The organism is Lederbergia galactosidilytica (assembly GCF_017873565.1).
GTDB classification, from domain to species: Bacteria; Bacillota; Bacilli; order Bacillales; family Bacillaceae_C; genus Lederbergia; species Lederbergia galactosidilytica.
In genome coordinates, this window is record NZ_JAGGKH010000016.1 from 63,379 (window position 1) to 81,282 (window position 17,904).

Consider the following 17,904-nt stretch of genomic DNA (forward strand, 5'->3'; position numbering starts at 1 on the left):
ACATTCCTCCTTGAAATTTCCAATTAATAACCTTACCCATGTAGGGTATTATGAACAAGTTTTAAAAAACACTATCTTACGTATAGTATTTTAAAGTGTAACTTCAACCACCTCCTTAAGGGTGGACATTCTCCCTTTGCGGCTAGGTATTTTTCAATTAATATATAAGATTCTTTTCTAACATGCTTATTATTTCATTCTTATTGTTTTCAAAACCAATAAAATATTTGACTAACTTACGTTACCAAATAATCCTTTCTTATAAAAAGCAAACATCGGAACGATTCGAGTACCAGATATCTTCTTCAAATCTTCCTCTAAGCTAAGATTTTTGCTGACATCTTTATCAACATAATGAATTTTTGTTGGAAGTTAGATACTTTTTTGCGTCCTGACAATCAGAACATGTTGGTCTTGTGTATAACTCAAGTTCCAGCTTTCCTTCCATGAAAATCTCTCCTTTTTACTTAATAGCAGATGGTTTAAATCGTTTTAAACGTAAAGCATTTACTAATACTGAAACAGAACTGAGACTCATTGCAGCTCCAGCAAGCATTGGATTTAATAATGGGCCGCCAAGGAGATAGAAAATTCCCATTGCAAACGGAATACCTAGTACATTATAGGCGAAAGCCCAGAATAAGTTTTGTTTAATATTACGAATAGTTGACTTACTTAATTCCACGGCTGTTGGAACATCCATTAAATCACTTCTCATTAAAACAATATCGGCAGATTCCATGGCAACATCTGTACCTGACCCAATAGCTATTCCTATATCTGCTTGTGCAAGGGCTGGTGCATCATTGATACCATCTCCCACCATGGCTACTTTCTTGCCCTCTGCTTGAAGTTTTTTCACTTCATTTGCTTTATCTTCTGGCAATACTTCACTTAGTACACGATCAATTCCAACTTGCTTAGCAATCGCCTCAGCAGTAGCTTTATTGTCCCCTGTAATCATCGCCACTTCGATTCCCATTTTATGAAGTTTTTCAATCGCTTTTAAGCTGTTTTCCTTAACTGTATCGGCAACCGCAATAATACCAGCAATTTGATGGTTAATCGCAATATACATAGGCGTTTTACCTTGACCAGCTAACTGATCCGATCTGCTTGCCAATTTACTTAGGGAAATATGACGATCATCCATTAATTTTCTGTTACCTGCTAGTAGCGTTTTGCCATCTACAATTACTTCAATTCCATGTCCAGGAATGGCATTAAAGTTTTCTAACTTGATTATATCTAGTCCTTTATCTTCTGCATCCTTAACAATGGCTTCACCTAATGGATGCTCAGAACCTTTTTCAGCAGAAGCTGTTAATTGTAATAACTCATCTTCTGTTATTCCCTTTGCAGTTACAATGTCTGTAACTTTTGGTTTACCTTCTGTAATTGTACCTGTTTTATCAAATACAATCGTGTGAACTTTATGAGTTGTTTGTAATGCTCCACCACTTTTAATCAATACCCCATTCTCTGCTCCTTTACCAGTACCAACCATAATTGCAGTTGGAGTCGCTAGACCCAGGGCACACGGGCATGCAATAACTAAAACAGAAATAGTGATGGTTAATGCAAAGATTCCTGTTTCTCCCCCTCCGAAATACCAGGCCAAACCAGAGATAATGGCAATCCCTATAACAATTGGCACAAAATATCCGGAAATAATATCCGCCATTTTAGCAATCGGTGCCTTCGACCCTTGGGCATCTTCTACCAATTTAATGATTTGGGATAAGGCTGTATCTTTTCCTACTTTGGTTGCTTGATAGCGGATTGTACCGTTCTTATTGATACTTGCACCGATAACATGATCACCTGTATTCTTTTCTACTGGAATACTTTCGCCCGTTAACATGGATTCATCAATAGATGTTATCCCTTCTACTATAACACCATCAACCGGTATTTTTTCACCTGGCTTAACGATTACGATATCACCTACAACTACTTCATCAACGGAAATTTCTTCTTCTTTTCCATTTCTTACGACTATAGCTTTTTTAGGAGCTAAGCCCATTAATTTTTCAATCGCCTCTGACGTTTTGCCCATAGAACGAACCTCAAGGTATTTCCCCAATGTAATGAGCGTAAGAATTACCGCTGCAGATTCATAATACAGATTTTGTACGTAACTGGCAGATCCTAACCAAACCGCAATTGTTGCACCTAAACTGTAGACAAATGCAGCACTGGTTCCCATGGCGACTAGAGAATCCATATTGGGATGGCCTCTAAACAACGTCTTATATCCTACCGAGAAGAATTTCCAACCAAAAATCATGACCGGTAACGTTAAGATGAATTGCAATAGTGAAAACCATTCAGGATTTACTGTCGGATCAAATATTTCTGGCAATGGTAAACCTACCATATGTCCCATTGATATATAGAGTAATGGAAGAGTGAAAACGGCTGAACCCCAAAATCGTCTCCACATCGATTTGATTTTCTTTTGTTTTTTATCTCTTTCTTCATTAGTTGAATCTGCTGTTTCCATATCTTCATGTGCCTCATACCCTGCATTTGCTACTGCTTGAGTGATGTCTGATACAGATAGGATTGTTGGATTATACGCGACTGTCATTTTTTCTGTAGCCAGGTTTACATTAGCGTTCATAACGCCGTCTAATTTCCTTGTTGCTTTTTCAATGCTTTGTACACAGGATGCACAAGTCATACCTGTTATAGCAAATGTTTTCTTCTCTGTATCTGCTGTCAAAGCTTTATACCCAGCCTTGTCTACAGCTGCTTGAATATCTTGTACGGATACTACATTTTCGTCAAAACTGATATTTAGTTTTTCAGTATCCAAGTTTACATTTGCTTCTTGTACACCAGCTAATTTTTTTTGTGGCTTTTTCAACAGTCTGCACACAGGATGCACAAGTCATGCCTTCTATATTGAATGTTTTTGTTGTCACTATCCTTCATCCTTTCATTATTTATTAGGCGCTGCCTCATACCCAGCTTCTTTGACAGTTGCGGTTAAATCTTCTAATGTTAGAGCTGATCCATCATATTTAACTTTGGCTATTTCTTTTTTCAAATTGACTTTTGCCACGACGACTCCATTTAAGTCTAGCAAGGCTGTTTCAATTTTTTTCACACAATGAGCACAGCTCATACCTTTAATTTTTAAAGTTGTTTTATTCATGCTCCCACTCCTTTTTTACATGTTAAATTTCTACAATATTTCAATGTCCTGCTGAACAGTTATGATCTTGACATTTACACTGACCAGGTATACAACTGCAAGGAACTTCTTCAACCGCACCACCAGGAAGGGACCAACCAGCACCCGTATTATTCACCATAAGGATTTTTTGCGCATCTTCCTTATAAATAAATGCATATGCTACGTCCACTCTAATCACTACTTAATCCTCCTAACTATTTCGGGGGTAAATTTTATAATAGATTGCTAACCTGTTTGTTCAATAACCACTACTTTTATAGGTGCATTTTTAACCCCTGATGCGATGCATTAAAACCTAACTTTTCATAGAAATGAAGAGCTTCAGGTCTGTTTTTATCTGTTGTTAGTTGAACCATATGACAGCCACGCTCTTTGGCACGTTGAATTGCCCATTGAATTAACATAGATCCTATACCTTTGCCTCGTTCTGAAGAAGCAGTACGAACACCTTCAATTGTTGCTCGCCATCCTCCTTGATAAGTAATGTATGGAGTAAATGTAATCTGTTGAACACCAACTATTTCTTTCCCATAACAGGCCACAATCAATTCATTGTTTGGATCAGAGTTAATAGATTGAAATGCTTTTATGTAACTTTCTAGCAAAGGTTGTTTATAAAGTTCCCTTTTGTTTCCTAATACGTCATCTGCGAGCATATACACAATCCTGTCAAGATCTTGTATTGTTGCTTCTCTAAATGTCACTTGATTTGTATTCATTAATTTCCTCTCCAATCTAACCACAATAAGTGTATTTCTATTAAATAACATCCGAGATATCAAGCAAAAAAAAACACTTTAGTCGATGTGTGCTCATAATCTAAATCTCATAGAAACCAAACTACTTAGAATACCATTTTAAAGCATTTGTATACAAAATTTTATCAGTAGCTTTTTCATCGAATAGATCTTGAATCAATGCAATATCCTCATAATCAAAAGGCCTTTTCGCTCTTGTTGATGGCAAATCTGTGCCAAACATAAGTGCATCTGGATTTGTTTCATATATGGATTTCAAAGTGTCTTCAAGATTTAATTCCACACGTCCAAAACCTGTTGCTTTTACGTGTATACCTTTATCAACTAATTTTAACAAATGCGGTAGTCCTTCTTCAGATATTCCTAAATGGTCAATGGAAATAGCAGGTAAATTTTCAATAGTCGATGCAATTGCAGGTAATTCTTTTGCATCGATATAAAGTTCACTATGCCACCCAACCAAATCATAAACTCTTCTTGCAAAGTAATCGAGCTTCGATAAATCCTCTGACCCGCCTCGTTTAATATTAAATCGTAATGCCCTTACCCCATTGTTATCTAAGCTAACAATTTCATCATCCGGCACCGTAAAGGGTAATTGTGTAACTCCGCAAAATGTTGGCCCCATCTGTTTAAGTGCTTTTAATAAATATTCTTGGTCAAATCCGTGAAAAGACCCAGACACAATCGCTCCACCTAATATATTCAAATCAGCAGTTTCATTTTGATAATCCGTTACAATATAGCTCGAAGGTGTATATCCTTGGTTTTCGAAGATCGGAAAATCAAAGTCAATAATATGAAAATGTGCATCAAAAATTCTCACTATATTCTCCCCATTTCCCCAATATACTAAGCGCAGAATATAAATAAAATTATGGCTACATAAGTTTGTCTTATGAAACTAAACTGCTCATTAGCTTAAATAAAGAAAGAACCTTATTCGATTAACGCATCCCTTGCATCGAAAATACTTCTAAATATTTTTCATTGTCTTTGCTGGATTTACTGCTACAATCATTAGCAGGAACATCTTTGGTAACAACAGAACCCGCAGCAACAACTGAATTATCACCAATAGTTACGCCAGCCAAAATCACATAGCCCCGCCTTTTTTAATTAATATGATAGTTCTAATTTAAGAACCTACTCGTTAACATTTTGATTAATATTCTTCCACTGAATAAATTCACAAGCACAATATCTACTACTCCATTCATAGGAATTAGAATTTTGTGAATCCACTAAAGCGCCCATTAGTTTAAGAAGAAATCAAATTAATAAATTGTTCAACATCTTTAACACATAATTTGATACCCTTTTCCCAAAAGTCTTCACATGTAATGTCCTCTCCTAAATGCTTCAGCACCAGAACTTCCGTAGACATACTGCCTGAATCACGAAGCAATTCTAAATACTCCCTTTCGAACGCTTTCCCTTTTTCTTTTGATTTTGCATAAAGACTTAATGAAAATAAGTATCCAAAGGTATATTGGAAGTTATAGAATGGCGATCTTGTAAGATAGTAATGTGGAGTCCAAACCCACGAGTGCGAAGAGGCATTCTCAAAAGACCCAACATAAGCCTCATCTATGGCGTCTTGCATAAGTTCATTTAAACGCGATGGAGAGACAAATCCTTGTTTTCTTTCCTCGTAAAAATTCTTTTCAAACAGAAACCTTGAATGAATATTCATGAAATTCATGACACTACGTTTTAATTTTTCATCAAGTAAAAATAGTTTTTCTTCAGTAGCATCCGTTTTTTCTATGGCCGCGTCCAATATGATTTGTTCTGAAAAAGTTGAAGCAGTTTCTGCAATACTCAGTGGATATTGTCTATTTATGCCATTAACATGTTTCATAGAATAATTATGAAATGCATGACCTAGTTCGTGTGCTAAGGTTAATACACTTGTCATTCGCTTTCCATATGTCATAAAGACCCTTGATTCCCCAGAAACGGGAAATCCTGCACAAAATGCAACAGTCGATTTGTTTGGGCGGTCTTCAGCCTCTATCCACTCACTATCAAATGCCTGGCGGGCAAAATTTTCTAACTCACTTCCAAAATGACTAAAATGTTCTAAAATAAAGTTTACAGCATCTTCATATTCTATCTTTTGCTTACTTTTTCCGATAGGTGCCCAGAAATTATATGACTGCATCTTTTTATCACCATTCATTTTTGCTTTCTCATTTAAATAATGAATAAATGGTTTTTTATATTTACTTACTACTACCCACATTGCATTTAGTGTTTCCTCTTTTAAACGGTTCTCTATTAAGGGCTCTCTTAAGACATTATCTATCCCTCTATGTTTGTAAACTTCTAAGCGAAAACCAGCAATGTGATTTAATATTTGTGAAAACAATTCTTCATTTTCTTTCCAAATTTCCTCCATTTCATAATGAGCTGTTTTACGAATGTCTTCATTTGGGTGAGAACGTAAATTAATGGTCTGGCCGACAGATAATTCTTTAGATTCTCCATTAATTTTTAATTTTACTTTTATACTGCCTAAAAGTGAATGATATAGCTGCCCCCAAGCATGATAACCATCAACCATTAGATCTGATACTAATCTTTCTTCTTCTTCTGAAAGAAGGATCTCTGCTTTTTTACGCCATTCATCAAGAATAAACTTATAGCGATTTAACTCATCAGTTTCGATTATATCTTCCCATAGTTGATGACTTGTATTTAAAATAATCCTTTGAAATCTTTTTAATGGCGACTCAAAACGAGCATTTGTTGAAAATGTAACTGCTCTTAGATTCATAGCATTTTGATCTTTAGGGTTCTGTGCTAGAAGACAGGTTACATACGAATTGGCTTGAGATAGATTAATTTGAATATCTGCTATTTGTTGAATTATAGATTCTACCTTAGACGATTCATTTATATTCGATATTTTATTAAAGGCTTTTAACTTTTCTTCTAATTTACTAACCTTACCCTCTAATTGTTGAATATGATCATGAAATTGACGTGAATTATGACCAAATGAGAACAACTTATCTAAGTTCCATACTTCTGTATATCCTGTTTTATTCATATTTTTCCCCCATTGTTTTCTTTCCTAATAAACCAAACGTATATTCCCATACTAACATATTATATAATAGTTAGGTGAACTATTTCTTATCTTTTTCGATTCTTAACTATACTCTAAAGATGCATAGGAAGAGGAGTTGAGCAGAAATCGGAGAAAACAAAAATACTGTATCACTAATGGACCCAGCCCTGAATTAATACAGGTTTTTAATAAAAAAACTAAATGAATACAAATCGAACTTCCCGCTTCCTTTACCATTTCGATACTATCTATTTAGCAGTATGTACCGACTTTTGAATACGTTAAAGAAGAGAGAAGTAGCTATACATAATAGTAGTAAAGAATAAACAAATGCCCCCAACTATTCCTTGCTTCAGTAAAGCCCCGTTATTAAGTCCAGGTTGAGACTACAAATCTGAATAAGCGGCAATTTTCTACCACAAAGCTAATGGCTCACTAATAGTTGGTTCTAGATAGACAGTATCTATTTTTACGAGATCCTCTTCTGTAAGCTTGGACTTGAGAATGGGGTTCAGGTTATTGATACAGTCAATAATAGACAGGACAAAAATCCATATAAAATAAATACTATTAGAATACTATTCAATTAATAGCACTAATGCTATATTAGGGGCTGGGACATAACTAAAATGCTAAGCCTCAAAAGCGAAGTATATTTCCGGAGCGGGTTATTTTCACGCTAGTAGTTCGGACTTGTCTTAAGTGAAAACATATTTGTCCCAGCCTCTAAGAAGTCTCTTCCTTATCCTTCTTGCTTCCCTTTTTATCTTACTAAAGTATCGATTATTATTCCTTTGTATTTGAATCATCCTCGACTGTTTGTATACCTTATGTTGAAACTTTTTCCGCAAAGTTACGTATATGTATTCAACAGGGAATGGAGGTACCAATCATGCTGTTCGTTATGGTTACAATACTTATTTTTTCGATTCCGTTTATTTGGGTTGTATGGACATTGATGGACGTTAAGTCAGGAAAAAGAAAAAAGATTGTTTGGAAATCCCCTGTTATCTTGCTCATTATCTTGGTGTTCGGTAGCATATTCATACATATTTATTTATTCAAAATGTATGGTTTTCCAATTTTCCTAACAAAACTAGAAACGATCATCGGCTTGGCCATTCCCGGTCTTGTCGCGGGGATTATGTTAATCATAAATCTATTTATCACGTTAACGATGGGTAAACAATTGTCGAAGTCATTTCATGATCCTAAAAAGGTGAATATTCTTGCATCATGTTTCGCTTTTTATTTACTGATCATATTGTTAATCGCGACGCCTATCGGGAAAAAAGTAGCTTTTGCAGAGTCAATCAATCAAGCGATGACCACCACTCAGAACGCCGACACAGAGGGAATCTCTATTGCGTTAGTAGGCTCCGAAAGAGAATGCTTGCGCAGTACAAGTTGTCGGAATACACCATATAGCAACCAATATTTTATCAAAAACAATTTAGACAAAACACAGGAAGTTCAAGTGAAAATACGTGCTTTGAACAGCAAGAACGAAGAAATGAAAGTGATCGATACCAAAATCATGACTTTGAAACCGAATGAACTTCGCTTACTCGAAACAGAGGAAACTATCGAGGATTCGAGTGTATGGAATCAGTATTCGTTCCAAACAGATGATAGGATTGCGACCTATCAGCATATGTTGCGGTTCCGGAATCCGGAATGATATCAAGCGGAAAGTCATAGTGGTAATTTTAATTAAATAATAACAGGCTGCAGACAAAGTATTTTTTACTTTGTCTGCAGCCATTTTATAAGTCAAGTAACGAACAAGTAGTCTGACTTTCTTACCTTGAAGCTGTGAAAGACAGTTTCATGACACTATCTCCTCAACAGTCACGCCAAACATAATTTGTTCCAGAACCATACTTTTTAACTAAATTGGCCACTTGCTTATATTACTTCTTCGACAATGGATTCACCTTCACTTTTGTCACTATCAGACCACTTCCAGCTTTCTAGCAATCTAATTCTGCCGTCAGATAGAATTTCAGGTGTAGAATAACATTGGCCACCTCTTATTTCATTTTTAATGTTTACATGGTTATATCTAAACTGTAAGCAACCATTTTCCTTCACTATTCCAAGCAGTGTTCCTTTTACAATTTCTCCTCCGCTATAGGTTGCTGTAAGTATATTTCCTTCTTGCTTATATTTAAAAAGGGTTTTTGAAGAAACTTCTCCATTCGCTGTATTTTCGAGTGATACAAATTTGCGTCCATCATAATTTATCACATATAATCCCCCTATTATTTTGGATTCTCAACTACACTCAAATTCAATATTAGCGCTAATCCTTATTAAAGAAAAGCTCCCGATTATAAAAGACTGGACTTCCATATTTTCGGCTTTCTTATACGTAAAGGAACTAAAAAAGGGCATACGCATTAACTTAAATGCATTGGTTGATCACTTTTAACCCCCGGAATTAAAGTTATAAAAAAGGAGGATTTTTATAATATTGTAATTTGAGTATTGACAATAAGTAGATCGTGACACACAATAAAAAATGACAATAGCGTCATTTTTATTGTGTGAGGAGGAAATTATGCCTAAAGTAAGTCATGAATATGTAATAAGGAAGAAAAATGCCATTTTAAAAGCAGCTTTATCGGTATGTACAGTAAAGCCACTCTATGAAATTACGATGAGAGATATCATTAAAGCGTCCGGAGTAAGTCAAGGGGGGATTTATCGCTATTATTCAGATTTAGATGAAATACTTGTTGAAATCATTAATCAAGCGAATGCAAATGCTGACTATAAGCATTTTGTAGATACGATTATTGAGAATAGCGATACACCTAAAAAGACGATAGAAAAGCTGTTTACCTTTCTCGGTGAGAATATTAAAGAAAACGTGTCAACGGTTGGCAAAATTCAATTTGAACTAACAATCTTATTTGCAAACAATCCTGAGAGACAAACGAAAATTTTACCTCATATTACTGAAAACGAAAGTGGACAATACTTGGTCGCGCAAATATTTAATAGCATTCATGAGGGAATTTCTTTAGGGAGTTTCCAGCCTGAAGTACCACTAGATGATTTGTTTACCTTTATTATGACCTCCATTGATGGAATTGTAAGCGATGTTGTTTTACAAAAATGTTATGGTATGTTCCAAAACAAACAGGCACTTTTTGACGAAATTCGACTCATGGAGACTCTATGCAAGTCTGTACAGTCATTGTTGGGATGTAAATAAGGGGGAAACTTAATTGGGGAAAGAGGCAGGAAGGTATCTATTTTATACATTTACTCTGTCGTGGATATTTTGGGGCGGTTTAGCAATTTTAACCCAATTCGATCTGCTTATGTTTGGAACTGCATTATCAATAATTTTGTTTATTCTTGGTGGTGTTGCACCTGGTATTACTGAGATTTGGCTTAAAAAGAAGTATAGTTCTAAAGAAGAATTCAACTCGTTTATTCGTAATATAAAAAATTATAAACATCCATTAGCATGGTATCTATTTACCGTTGGACTAGCGTTTGCAGCTTGTTTTTTGCCAACTCTTTGGGGTGGAGCATCTATGGAGAACCCCCTATATCTAGCATTCATTAATTTCCCAATCATGATTATCGGAGGTGGTTTGGAAGAAATCGGCTGGCGCGGATATTTACAGCCTGCGTTGCAAAAAAATGGTCGTCTTTCACAAGTACGCTCATTGTGGGTAGTATTTGGGCAATATGGCATCTACCATTGTGGTTCATAGTTGGTTCAAATCAAATGAGTATGAATTTCCTTTGGTTTACTATAATTGCTTTGGCATTATCCTTTTTAATGACCGTCATTTATTTAACCACTAAAAGTATCTTTCTATGTATTATTTTTCATGCCTTAATTAATTCATTCTGGGAAGTGTATATTCCAGATACAAATGTTATATCTGCGTTATTTACGCTTTTGTTTGCCCTGGTTATTTTTACTGCATTTGATTTCTATAGAAAGAAGAAGAATACGAAAGCGCAACATTTTTTTCATGGATAACAATGTTTTCGCTGCATAAATTCCTTTATATGAAAAAAACTGCTCGATTTTCTTACTAACATTGAAGGTTCAAACAATAAGCCTAATACTTTAGTATCTTTATAAAGATTTTTATTTAACGAAATGGCGCTCTTCCAAATTTATTCTAACTCTGCCATTGTAGCCTTGAATTAAAGTTTGATTAAATAATAACTCTATAGACCTTGTTAAAGAACAATTAGAAAAAGCGTGTTTTGAAAGCTTGATTCAAACACGCTTTGCATATATTCCATTGGATCATTCTTTTAAAAGGTTTGATTATTTCCGTGACCCTATTTCATTAAAGCTCGATTGTGGAAAATGTAAAACAAAAACAGAGGTCGCGAAACGAACATAATCCTACCTGATTTCCTCAAGTGGCACATCCTTTATATGTGTAGCAGTTCATTTTCAGCCTGACCGACCCCCTATAGTATTACAGGAGAATAATAATTAGCGAAAAAACGGGACTTCCTTCGCTCCTATCATACGTGCGTAAACAAAAAGTTGACCCTTATGGTGTATCTCGTGATCATACATTGCAGTAAGATATTTTTTCTTTGCCCCTTGAAGTTTTGGGTGTGATGAATTATTTTCTGCTTCCAAATCTGCATCAGTCAATGATTCATATGTAGCTTTTGTTTTTACCGTGAAGTCCTTTACAGCTTTGCGTACATCTTCCATCGTCCTGCATTCTGGAATGTCCGGTGAAACAAATTCTTCTGTTTTGACCATTGAAACGAATACATCATTCCACCCAGCAATATGCAACGCCAGTTCACCAAGTGCCATAGCATCTTCCCATGGTCTGAAATCAATATGTTCGTCATCAATGGATTCTAACAACTCCTCCAACACATTACGGTGTTGTAACCACTCATTCATCATTTGATTTGCCTGCCCCATAATAATTCCTCCCTTATTAGGTTTCCATCACACTAGAGAACACATTTTCATTATTCGTCACAGTACAACTTAATTCCTTCTGTTAAACCTGGTGTCACCACATAGAATGGCCCGTTTGATGAATTGTCACATAATACTTTTATCAAAAAATATTGGACCAAACTTTGTTTCAAAACCACTAAAACAGTGAATTCTTTGTATGTATTATCTACATATATCACCTCCGAAAGTAGAAAAACGAATTTTATGAAAACAGGCGTCCGGTATGGAACCGGACTCCTATTCCATGTCATAATTAGGTTTTGTTACTATGCACTTTTGTTTCATCTATTATAGAGTGATATTTGAAGTAACGGATAAGGCCCCCATTACGAGAAATGCAAAGTCCGCTCCTATAACTAATCTGCTGTCCAGGACAACAGCCTTACCGACTTAGGGCAATCCAATTTCCTTCAAAAGAGCATTCATGACAAGATTGCACCCCGCCATTCTCGATCTTCGTGATGCGTCCAAAATTAGAAAGCATGTGAATTTCTCATCATATTTTATCTTCCTCGTTTTCCCTAAGGTCGATTGAAGGACAATGCCTCATAATTTCATGAACCAATTGTTTGTCATTTTTACTTTCAAATACGATGTAATCAAACTCACCTCCCCTCAATTTCAGCATAACGACTTTATTTTCGTTATGATAGGCTAAAAAGTATTTCTTATCTTCAATCATGAATATTCCAGCTTTATAGCTAGATGTTGTAATACCCGTTCTCTTAATAGCTGCTGTCCATGGAAAATGAAATGTTCCCACGTGAATTTCTTCCATTGAGGTGTAAGGTATTTTGATCTCCCTCCTCAAAGTTAAAGCCGCCGTCCAACCCGATATATTCAGTCGTAAATCATGTTCATCTGCCACAACTTGAAAACTCATCTTGGATCCCCTCCAATTTATACAAGCAAACTTCCATGGATGATTTAACCAGTCACAACCTGATTAAAGAAATCACATAGAAGGAAGTTCCTTTCTAGATAAATACGATGTTGCACACAATAAACAGAAAACAATGAGCAATACAGATACCGTTATTGTGATGAAAAAATGCGGTAACACATTCCCTGATGTGATGATGCTTACAGCTTGGTTTGATAGATGTGCCGGATTTAGGATTTGAAATCCCCCCTCCAACAAAGTAACGGTTTTCAAAAATATTAGCACAAAAAATGACAACACTGCGATGGCCGGTGTTCTAGACAATAAAGCGCTAATTGTAATGACAAAGGTCAACATAAACAGACACCAGATATAATAGACCCCCAGCCCTGCTGCAATCCTAGCAACGGAAACAGATTGATATAAATAAAAAGTATAAAAGGCTGCTGACAAAAACCCGAGGAATATAGAACCTGCAATCAAGACTGCATGCCCCAATAACTTACTTAGCAAATATTCAACAAGAGTCGTATTGCGCGTCAGAACAAACGCTAACATGCCATTATTTTTATCTGATGCGATGATCCCCATCGTCGCCATTACAATCACAATTAAGCCCAATTGGTCAAATTGATCGGTTAAAGCACTAGCTAATACTTCACTAGCCGTTAACTCAGGTAATGTGATCGCCATTCCATCAGGTAGTCCACCAGCCATTTTTAAAATTTCTGGTAAATAAAAGGATGTTAAAGGTTGTAGAATGCCCAAAAACATAAAAACAACGGGCAACCATAATAATTTGTAACTTCTTTTTGCATCTAGCCACTCTTTCCGCAACAGAACTGTGAAGCGATTCAATATGACTTCACCATCCTTAAAAAGATTTCTTCCAAGCTTTCCTGTACCAATTCAAACTTTTGAATTGGTAGATGTAATTTTAAAATATTACTTAAAAGCCACTCTCTCCCTTGTTCAATACTTTTCACTCGCACTTTGGCAGCATTTCCTGTTAGCTCAATGGATTCAACAATGTCTTCATTCACAAGCTTGTGTGTCCAATCGCTTAATCGAGGCGCCTGGATGATGAAGATTGGTTTTTGAGTCTGTTCAATAATTTGGTTAATGGATCCATTAACCAGTAATCGTCCTTTATTGATGATCAGCATTTTATCGCAAAGTTCTTCAGCATCATGCAAAATATGTGTTGAAAAAAGGATCGTCGATTTCAGTTTGATCACTTTAAGTAATTCCAATATATCCCTACGTCCCAATGGGTCCAATGCCGAAACTGGTTCATCCATAATCAGTAATTTAGGTTGGTGGATAAGTGCTTGCGCAATTCCTAACCTCTGTTTCATCCCACCTGAGTAGGTAGCAATTAGTTGATTTCCCACCTGCCCCAATCCTACCAACTCCAGCAATTCGTTGATTCTTTGTTCCAAAGTCTTTTTCTCTATATTTGAAAGGCCACCCAAAAATGCAAGCAATTCTTTTCCCGTCATCCATGGATAAAAAGTAGGGTGTTGCGGTAAATAGCCAATAAATTTACGCATTTGGTGATGGCGTTTTCCATTAAGCAAGATTTGTCCACCGGTGAGTTTGTTTATATCTAAAATCATTTTAATAATCGTTGTTTTACCTGCTCCATTGGGACCGAGAAGAGCCACACATTCTCCTTGATTAATATGAAAGTCGATATTTTGAACGACTTCATGATCTCCGTACCTTTTTTGAAGTTGACTTACTTGAAGTAGGTGCATCTGAGCGTTGCCTCCTTCCTAAGACAAAATACAAAATGGGGCCGATTATGTTAATCAATATAATAATCGCACCCCAAAACCATTTATATTCTGCACTTTGATCTTTTTTTATTAAATCCCATAATGCTACAGAAAATAAGAGTAGATGTAAAATTAAGACGGGCAAAAGTAATGGTAACCAAGCTCCAATTTCATCCATTTCAATGTGATAACCATAATGCATCTGTTGTCCCCCTTACTCTTTTGGTGTTTTTTGTGGAATAAACATACTTCCAAAAATTCGCGTGGTTCGTTCAGGTGTTAATTTGTTGTTGAACACCTTCTCAATCTCCTGTTGAATGGACTGAGTAAGCTCCTGAAATTCCTCATCTGACAAATGCAAAGGTACGTACGCATAGCTAAATCCTTCTTGCTCATACTTTTCAGGAGATGTATTTGCCAAATAAGATGTCGCTAATTGCAGTAAATTACCGTGAAATACGGAAAAATGACGGATATGATCTTCCTGTGAGAGCACTTCAATTTCACTTTCAGGAATTTGCAAGTTATCCATTTTTACTGAGAATTTGCGTTCCTCTGTTCCTTTCACCTTTTGCGTTTCAATCACTTCAATCAGGTTTGCTTCGAGTAAAAGATTTATATGACGATATAACGTCGCTTGAGGAACATCTCCAAGTATCTCTACAAGTTGAGCGATCGTCAGTGGTTTGTTTAGCAACAATTGCTGTACAATTCGCATCCGCACAGGATGAAGAAGTAAATCGGCTTTCCCTTTCATTAAATTCTTCTCCAATCATTATCATTTTATAAAATGATAATACAATATCGAAACCATCTTGTCAATGCTGTTTTGGATTAAGGTTTAATCAAAATTTCCCACAAACATGCCCGATTAAGGAAAATCGTTTCCTATATGTGGGTGCCTTCATAGTAAAGGCAAGTCAAGAAATTCTTCCCCATTTGATAAAGAATGACTAGCCGAAGATGTTGTGAATGCTCCGCCGGTTCTTCAATGAAATTCCAAAGCTTGTTCCATTCTATTAACTTGATTGAATTAATTTATAAATCGCCGGCACTTGTACTACCTAATTACATGGCTTATCCCTCGCCTAGGTCTTATCAAATTCCTATTGTTTTCCCCACCCCAAATAAAAATTGTTTGGATCTAAAAATTAACACTCCAATCAATCCCCATGATTCCGGGGCAGATTGGACAATTTTACGGTCTAGCTGGTTTGCGCAAAACTTCAGTGAAAACTTTCTTCTAGAACCTGTGCTTAGTGGTTTAGTAGCTTTGCCAGTTGCAAACGTTAGAGAACCGTTTGTAGATGTTGAAGACATTGCCGATGTAGCCGTTGCAGCACTTACTGACAGTAAACATATAGAAAAGCTCTATGAACTATCTGGACCTAGAGCAATTAGTTTTGCAGAGGCGACAGAGGAAATTGGCAAAGCATGCGGTCGGGATGTCCGTTATAAGTTTATCTCCATGGAACAATTCATCTCTGAACTAGGACAAGTTGTTGTTCCTGAATATTTAATAACGATCATGACCGAATTATTTACTAAGGTGCTGGACGGCCGTAATTCTCATGTTACAGATGGTGTACAGCAAGCCCTCGGGCGAGTACCCAGGGATTTTAGAGATTATGCAAGAAGTGCTGCCAAGACAGGAGTGTGGAATGCAAAACATGATTGACAATCTCATTCCATATCTAACCTTTTTTGCAATTCTAGGATCTGCGTTAGTTGCCGGTGTGTTCTTTGCTTTTTCGGCATTTGTAATGAAAGCCCTCGCTCAACTTCCATCAGAGCAAGGAATGAGAGTCATGCAATCTATTAACGTAGTTGTGCTTAATCGTTTATTTCTAACAGTTTTTATTGTACTATTGGTCCTTTCAATATTGAATTGGAGAGATCCTAAATCCATGTGTTTACTTATCGGATGCATGTTTTATTTGCTTGGTAGTTTTCTCGTGACAAGTGTATACAACGTTCCACTTAACGATGCTTTAGCATCTTTGGACCCCAAAGATACAAAAAACGTAAGTTTATGAAAAGAGTATGTTTCAAAATGGACGGCTTGGAACCATGTATGGACTTTCGCTAGTATTGCTGCTTTAGCTTCACTCCTCTTCGCGCTTGAGTGAAAGTATCCTTTTCATAAGTGCTTTAATTCACGGCATGACGAAAAAGTATATAAATGCAGAATGCAATGTGTGAATAGAGAGATAAGATTCACTTAACCCATTTATTCCATAATAATTAATAATAAAAAGCCGATCATTCTTGGGTAGGGAAAATCGGCTATTTTCATGTCGAAACTTTCTTATACGTATGTTATCTGCATTTTGTTGGTGTTGAAGAAAGTATGAAAATCAGTTATTAGCGGGGTTGGTAAAGATAAAACTATTATTCGGTTTTCTGAATTAAAAGATGAAATTTCAAGTTATAGATAGATCATTCCCGAGGATATACGTGCCTTTCTCTCATCAAAAAATCAGATTCGCTCTCATACATATCAATAATTTTAAAACTTGGCAGGTTAAGCATATTTTTTGTCATTTTTTATTTTCCTTTTGCAACATTTTAGGCAATAAACAAAAAGCATTACTTGATGATTAGAGTAATGCCTTTTTCTGCTAAGTATTCAATTTTTCGATCGCTTTTCCTCACTATTATGGCGGACAATTTTATATACTTTTTACTTGTTTCTCAAGTATTCATTTTGTAGAATTCCCATATGAATGATGTCATGCCATTCACCATTTCTAAATAGACTTTGTCTACTATTTCCTTCCTTCTGGAAACCAATTTTAGTGTACAAACGAATAGCTCTATCATTAAATGAAAATACTTTAAGGCAAACTCGATGGAGGTTCATTTCGTAAAAAACATAATCCAACAGTAATTTCAACCCCTCTGAACCATAGCCCTTTCCCCAATATTCCTTTTCCCCGATATCAATAATACATTCAGCATTTCTATTTTTATAATCTATGTTGATTAATGAAACAATGCCAATTGGTATTTCCTTTCCTTTTTCAACCATGATATAGCTTTTGGCTGTAGGCGATCCCAAAATAACATGATCAACAAATTTTTTAGTTGCTTCCATCGGATAAACATCCAAAGATGGGTTGGTTGAATGCATAACTTCCAAATCATTTCGCCACTTGTTATAAAGTTCTGTATCTTCCTTTGTCATCTTTCTTAATCTAACTCTTGATGATTCAAACAACAT

At 35.9% G+C, this 17,904-nt stretch carries 18 protein-coding genes and 4 pseudogenes; 5 read left to right on the plus strand and 17 right to left on the minus strand.

From position 1 onward, the window contains the following. Nucleotides 1-157: 157 nt before the first annotated feature. From J2Z23_RS22365 to J2Z23_RS16165, 9 genes and pseudogenes are all read right to left on the minus strand, one after another. Nucleotides 158-448: pseudogene (locus J2Z23_RS22365) on the minus strand (glutaredoxin family protein). A gap of 15 nt (nucleotides 449-463) precedes the next feature. After that, entirely contained in the window at nucleotides 464-2,821 is a 2,358-nt protein-coding gene (locus tag J2Z23_RS16135) for a heavy metal translocating P-type ATPase (protein ID WP_238482816.1), read from the minus strand. After that, nucleotides 2,811-2,900 (minus strand): hypothetical protein, encoded by a 90-nt coding sequence (locus J2Z23_RS22815; RefSeq protein ID WP_238482817.1) that lies wholly within the window; start codon nucleotides 2,898-2,900, stop codon nucleotides 2,811-2,813. Before J2Z23_RS22815 ends, J2Z23_RS16135 begins: the two co-directional genes overlap by 11 nt. A gap of 47 nt (nucleotides 2,901-2,947) precedes the next feature. Further along, a complete protein-coding gene (locus J2Z23_RS16140; RefSeq protein ID WP_057994772.1) occupies nucleotides 2,948-3,163 on the minus strand; it encodes a copper ion binding protein in 216 nt (71 codons plus the stop codon). A gap of 106 nt (nucleotides 3,164-3,269) precedes the next feature. Next, a pseudogene (locus J2Z23_RS22375) lies at nucleotides 3,270-3,383 on the minus strand (NUDIX hydrolase); the annotation flags it as partial. 76 nt (nucleotides 3,384-3,459) lie between these two features. Continuing rightward, nucleotides 3,460-3,924 (minus strand): GNAT family N-acetyltransferase, encoded by a 465-nt coding sequence (locus J2Z23_RS16150; RefSeq protein WP_209974547.1) that lies wholly within the window; start codon nucleotides 3,922-3,924, stop codon nucleotides 3,460-3,462. A gap of 121 nt (nucleotides 3,925-4,045) precedes the next feature. Beyond that, nucleotides 4,046-4,789: an amidohydrolase family protein gene (locus J2Z23_RS16155; protein ID WP_057994776.1), complete on the minus strand. Its 744-nt coding sequence runs from the start codon at nucleotides 4,787-4,789 to the stop codon at nucleotides 4,046-4,048. A gap of 150 nt (nucleotides 4,790-4,939) precedes the next feature. Beyond that, nucleotides 4,940-5,063: pseudogene (locus J2Z23_RS16160) on the minus strand (sugar O-acetyltransferase); the annotation flags it as partial. Between the two features lie 161 nt (nucleotides 5,064-5,224). Then, the gene (locus J2Z23_RS16165) at nucleotides 5,225-7,021 is read right to left on the minus strand and encodes a M3 family oligoendopeptidase (protein ID WP_209974549.1); all 1,797 of its coding nucleotides are present in this window, start codon (nucleotides 7,019-7,021) and stop codon (nucleotides 5,225-5,227) included. Nucleotides 7,022-7,934: 913 nt separating this feature from the next. Here J2Z23_RS16165 and J2Z23_RS16170 point away from each other — a divergent pair. Beyond that, complete coding sequence (locus J2Z23_RS16170) at nucleotides 7,935-8,723, plus strand: hypothetical protein (protein WP_209974551.1); 789 nt, start codon at nucleotides 7,935-7,937, stop codon at nucleotides 8,721-8,723. Nucleotides 8,724-8,950: 227 nt separating this feature from the next. Here the strand turns inward: J2Z23_RS16170 and J2Z23_RS16175 are convergent, their stop codons facing one another. Further along, nucleotides 8,951-9,292 (minus strand): avidin-fold protein, encoded by a 342-nt coding sequence (locus J2Z23_RS16175; RefSeq protein WP_205634414.1) that lies wholly within the window; start codon nucleotides 9,290-9,292, stop codon nucleotides 8,951-8,953. A gap of 313 nt (nucleotides 9,293-9,605) precedes the next feature. Between J2Z23_RS16175 and J2Z23_RS16180 the strand changes: the two genes are divergently transcribed. Together J2Z23_RS16180 and J2Z23_RS16185 are read left to right on the plus strand one after the other, a co-directional pair. Then, nucleotides 9,606-10,265, plus strand: a complete 660-nt coding sequence (locus J2Z23_RS16180) for a TetR/AcrR family transcriptional regulator (protein ID WP_209974553.1) — start codon at nucleotides 9,606-9,608, stop codon at nucleotides 10,263-10,265. 13 nt (nucleotides 10,266-10,278) lie between these two features. Beyond that, nucleotides 10,279-11,051 (plus strand): annotated as a pseudogene (locus J2Z23_RS16185) (lysostaphin resistance A-like protein). A 471-nt stretch (nucleotides 11,052-11,522) separates the two neighbouring features. On the opposite strand, the gene J2Z23_RS16190 reads toward J2Z23_RS16185, so the two are convergent. The 6 genes from J2Z23_RS16190 to J2Z23_RS16215 form a co-directional block, all read right to left on the minus strand. Further along, nucleotides 11,523-11,975: a DinB family protein gene (locus tag J2Z23_RS16190; protein WP_064467693.1), complete on the minus strand. Its 453-nt coding sequence runs from the start codon at nucleotides 11,973-11,975 to the stop codon at nucleotides 11,523-11,525. A 538-nt stretch (nucleotides 11,976-12,513) separates the two neighbouring features. Continuing rightward, nucleotides 12,514-12,900: a hypothetical protein gene (locus J2Z23_RS16195; RefSeq protein ID WP_064467694.1), complete on the minus strand. Its 387-nt coding sequence runs from the start codon at nucleotides 12,898-12,900 to the stop codon at nucleotides 12,514-12,516. A 72-nt stretch (nucleotides 12,901-12,972) separates the two neighbouring features. Further along, entirely contained in the window at nucleotides 12,973-13,758 is a 786-nt protein-coding gene (locus J2Z23_RS16200; RefSeq protein ID WP_064467695.1) for an ABC transporter permease, read from the minus strand. Next, on the minus strand, nucleotides 13,755-14,660 hold the full coding sequence (locus J2Z23_RS16205) for an ABC transporter ATP-binding protein (protein WP_057986365.1): 906 nt from the start codon (nucleotides 14,658-14,660) through the stop codon (nucleotides 13,755-13,757). Before J2Z23_RS16205 ends, J2Z23_RS16200 begins: the two co-directional genes overlap by 4 nt. Next, nucleotides 14,611-14,883, minus strand: a complete 273-nt coding sequence (locus J2Z23_RS16210; RefSeq protein ID WP_238456071.1) for a PLDc N-terminal domain-containing protein — start codon at nucleotides 14,881-14,883, stop codon at nucleotides 14,611-14,613. The genes J2Z23_RS16205 and J2Z23_RS16210 overlap by 50 nt, the downstream gene beginning before the upstream one ends. A 12-nt stretch (nucleotides 14,884-14,895) precedes the next feature. Beyond that, the gene (locus J2Z23_RS16215; RefSeq protein WP_064467696.1) at nucleotides 14,896-15,438 is read right to left on the minus strand and encodes a helix-turn-helix domain-containing protein; all 543 of its coding nucleotides are present in this window, start codon (nucleotides 15,436-15,438) and stop codon (nucleotides 14,896-14,898) included. 381 nt (nucleotides 15,439-15,819) lie between these two features. Here J2Z23_RS16215 and J2Z23_RS16220 point away from each other — a divergent pair, with 381 nt between their 5' ends. Continuing rightward, nucleotides 15,820-16,359, plus strand: a complete 540-nt coding sequence (locus J2Z23_RS16220) for an NmrA family NAD(P)-binding protein (protein WP_128747533.1) — start codon at nucleotides 15,820-15,822, stop codon at nucleotides 16,357-16,359. Further along, nucleotides 16,343-16,717 carry an anthrone oxygenase family protein gene (locus tag J2Z23_RS16225; RefSeq protein ID WP_238456072.1) on the plus strand — a complete coding sequence of 125 codons (375 nt, stop codon included), beginning with the start codon at nucleotides 16,343-16,345 and terminating at the stop codon, nucleotides 16,715-16,717. Before J2Z23_RS16220 ends, J2Z23_RS16225 begins: the two co-directional genes overlap by 17 nt. 647 nt (nucleotides 16,718-17,364) lie before the next feature. Here the strand turns inward: J2Z23_RS16225 and J2Z23_RS16230 are convergent. Then, on the minus strand, nucleotides 17,365-17,904 hold the full coding sequence (locus J2Z23_RS16230; RefSeq protein ID WP_057986358.1) for a GNAT family N-acetyltransferase: 540 nt from the start codon (nucleotides 17,902-17,904) through the stop codon (nucleotides 17,365-17,367).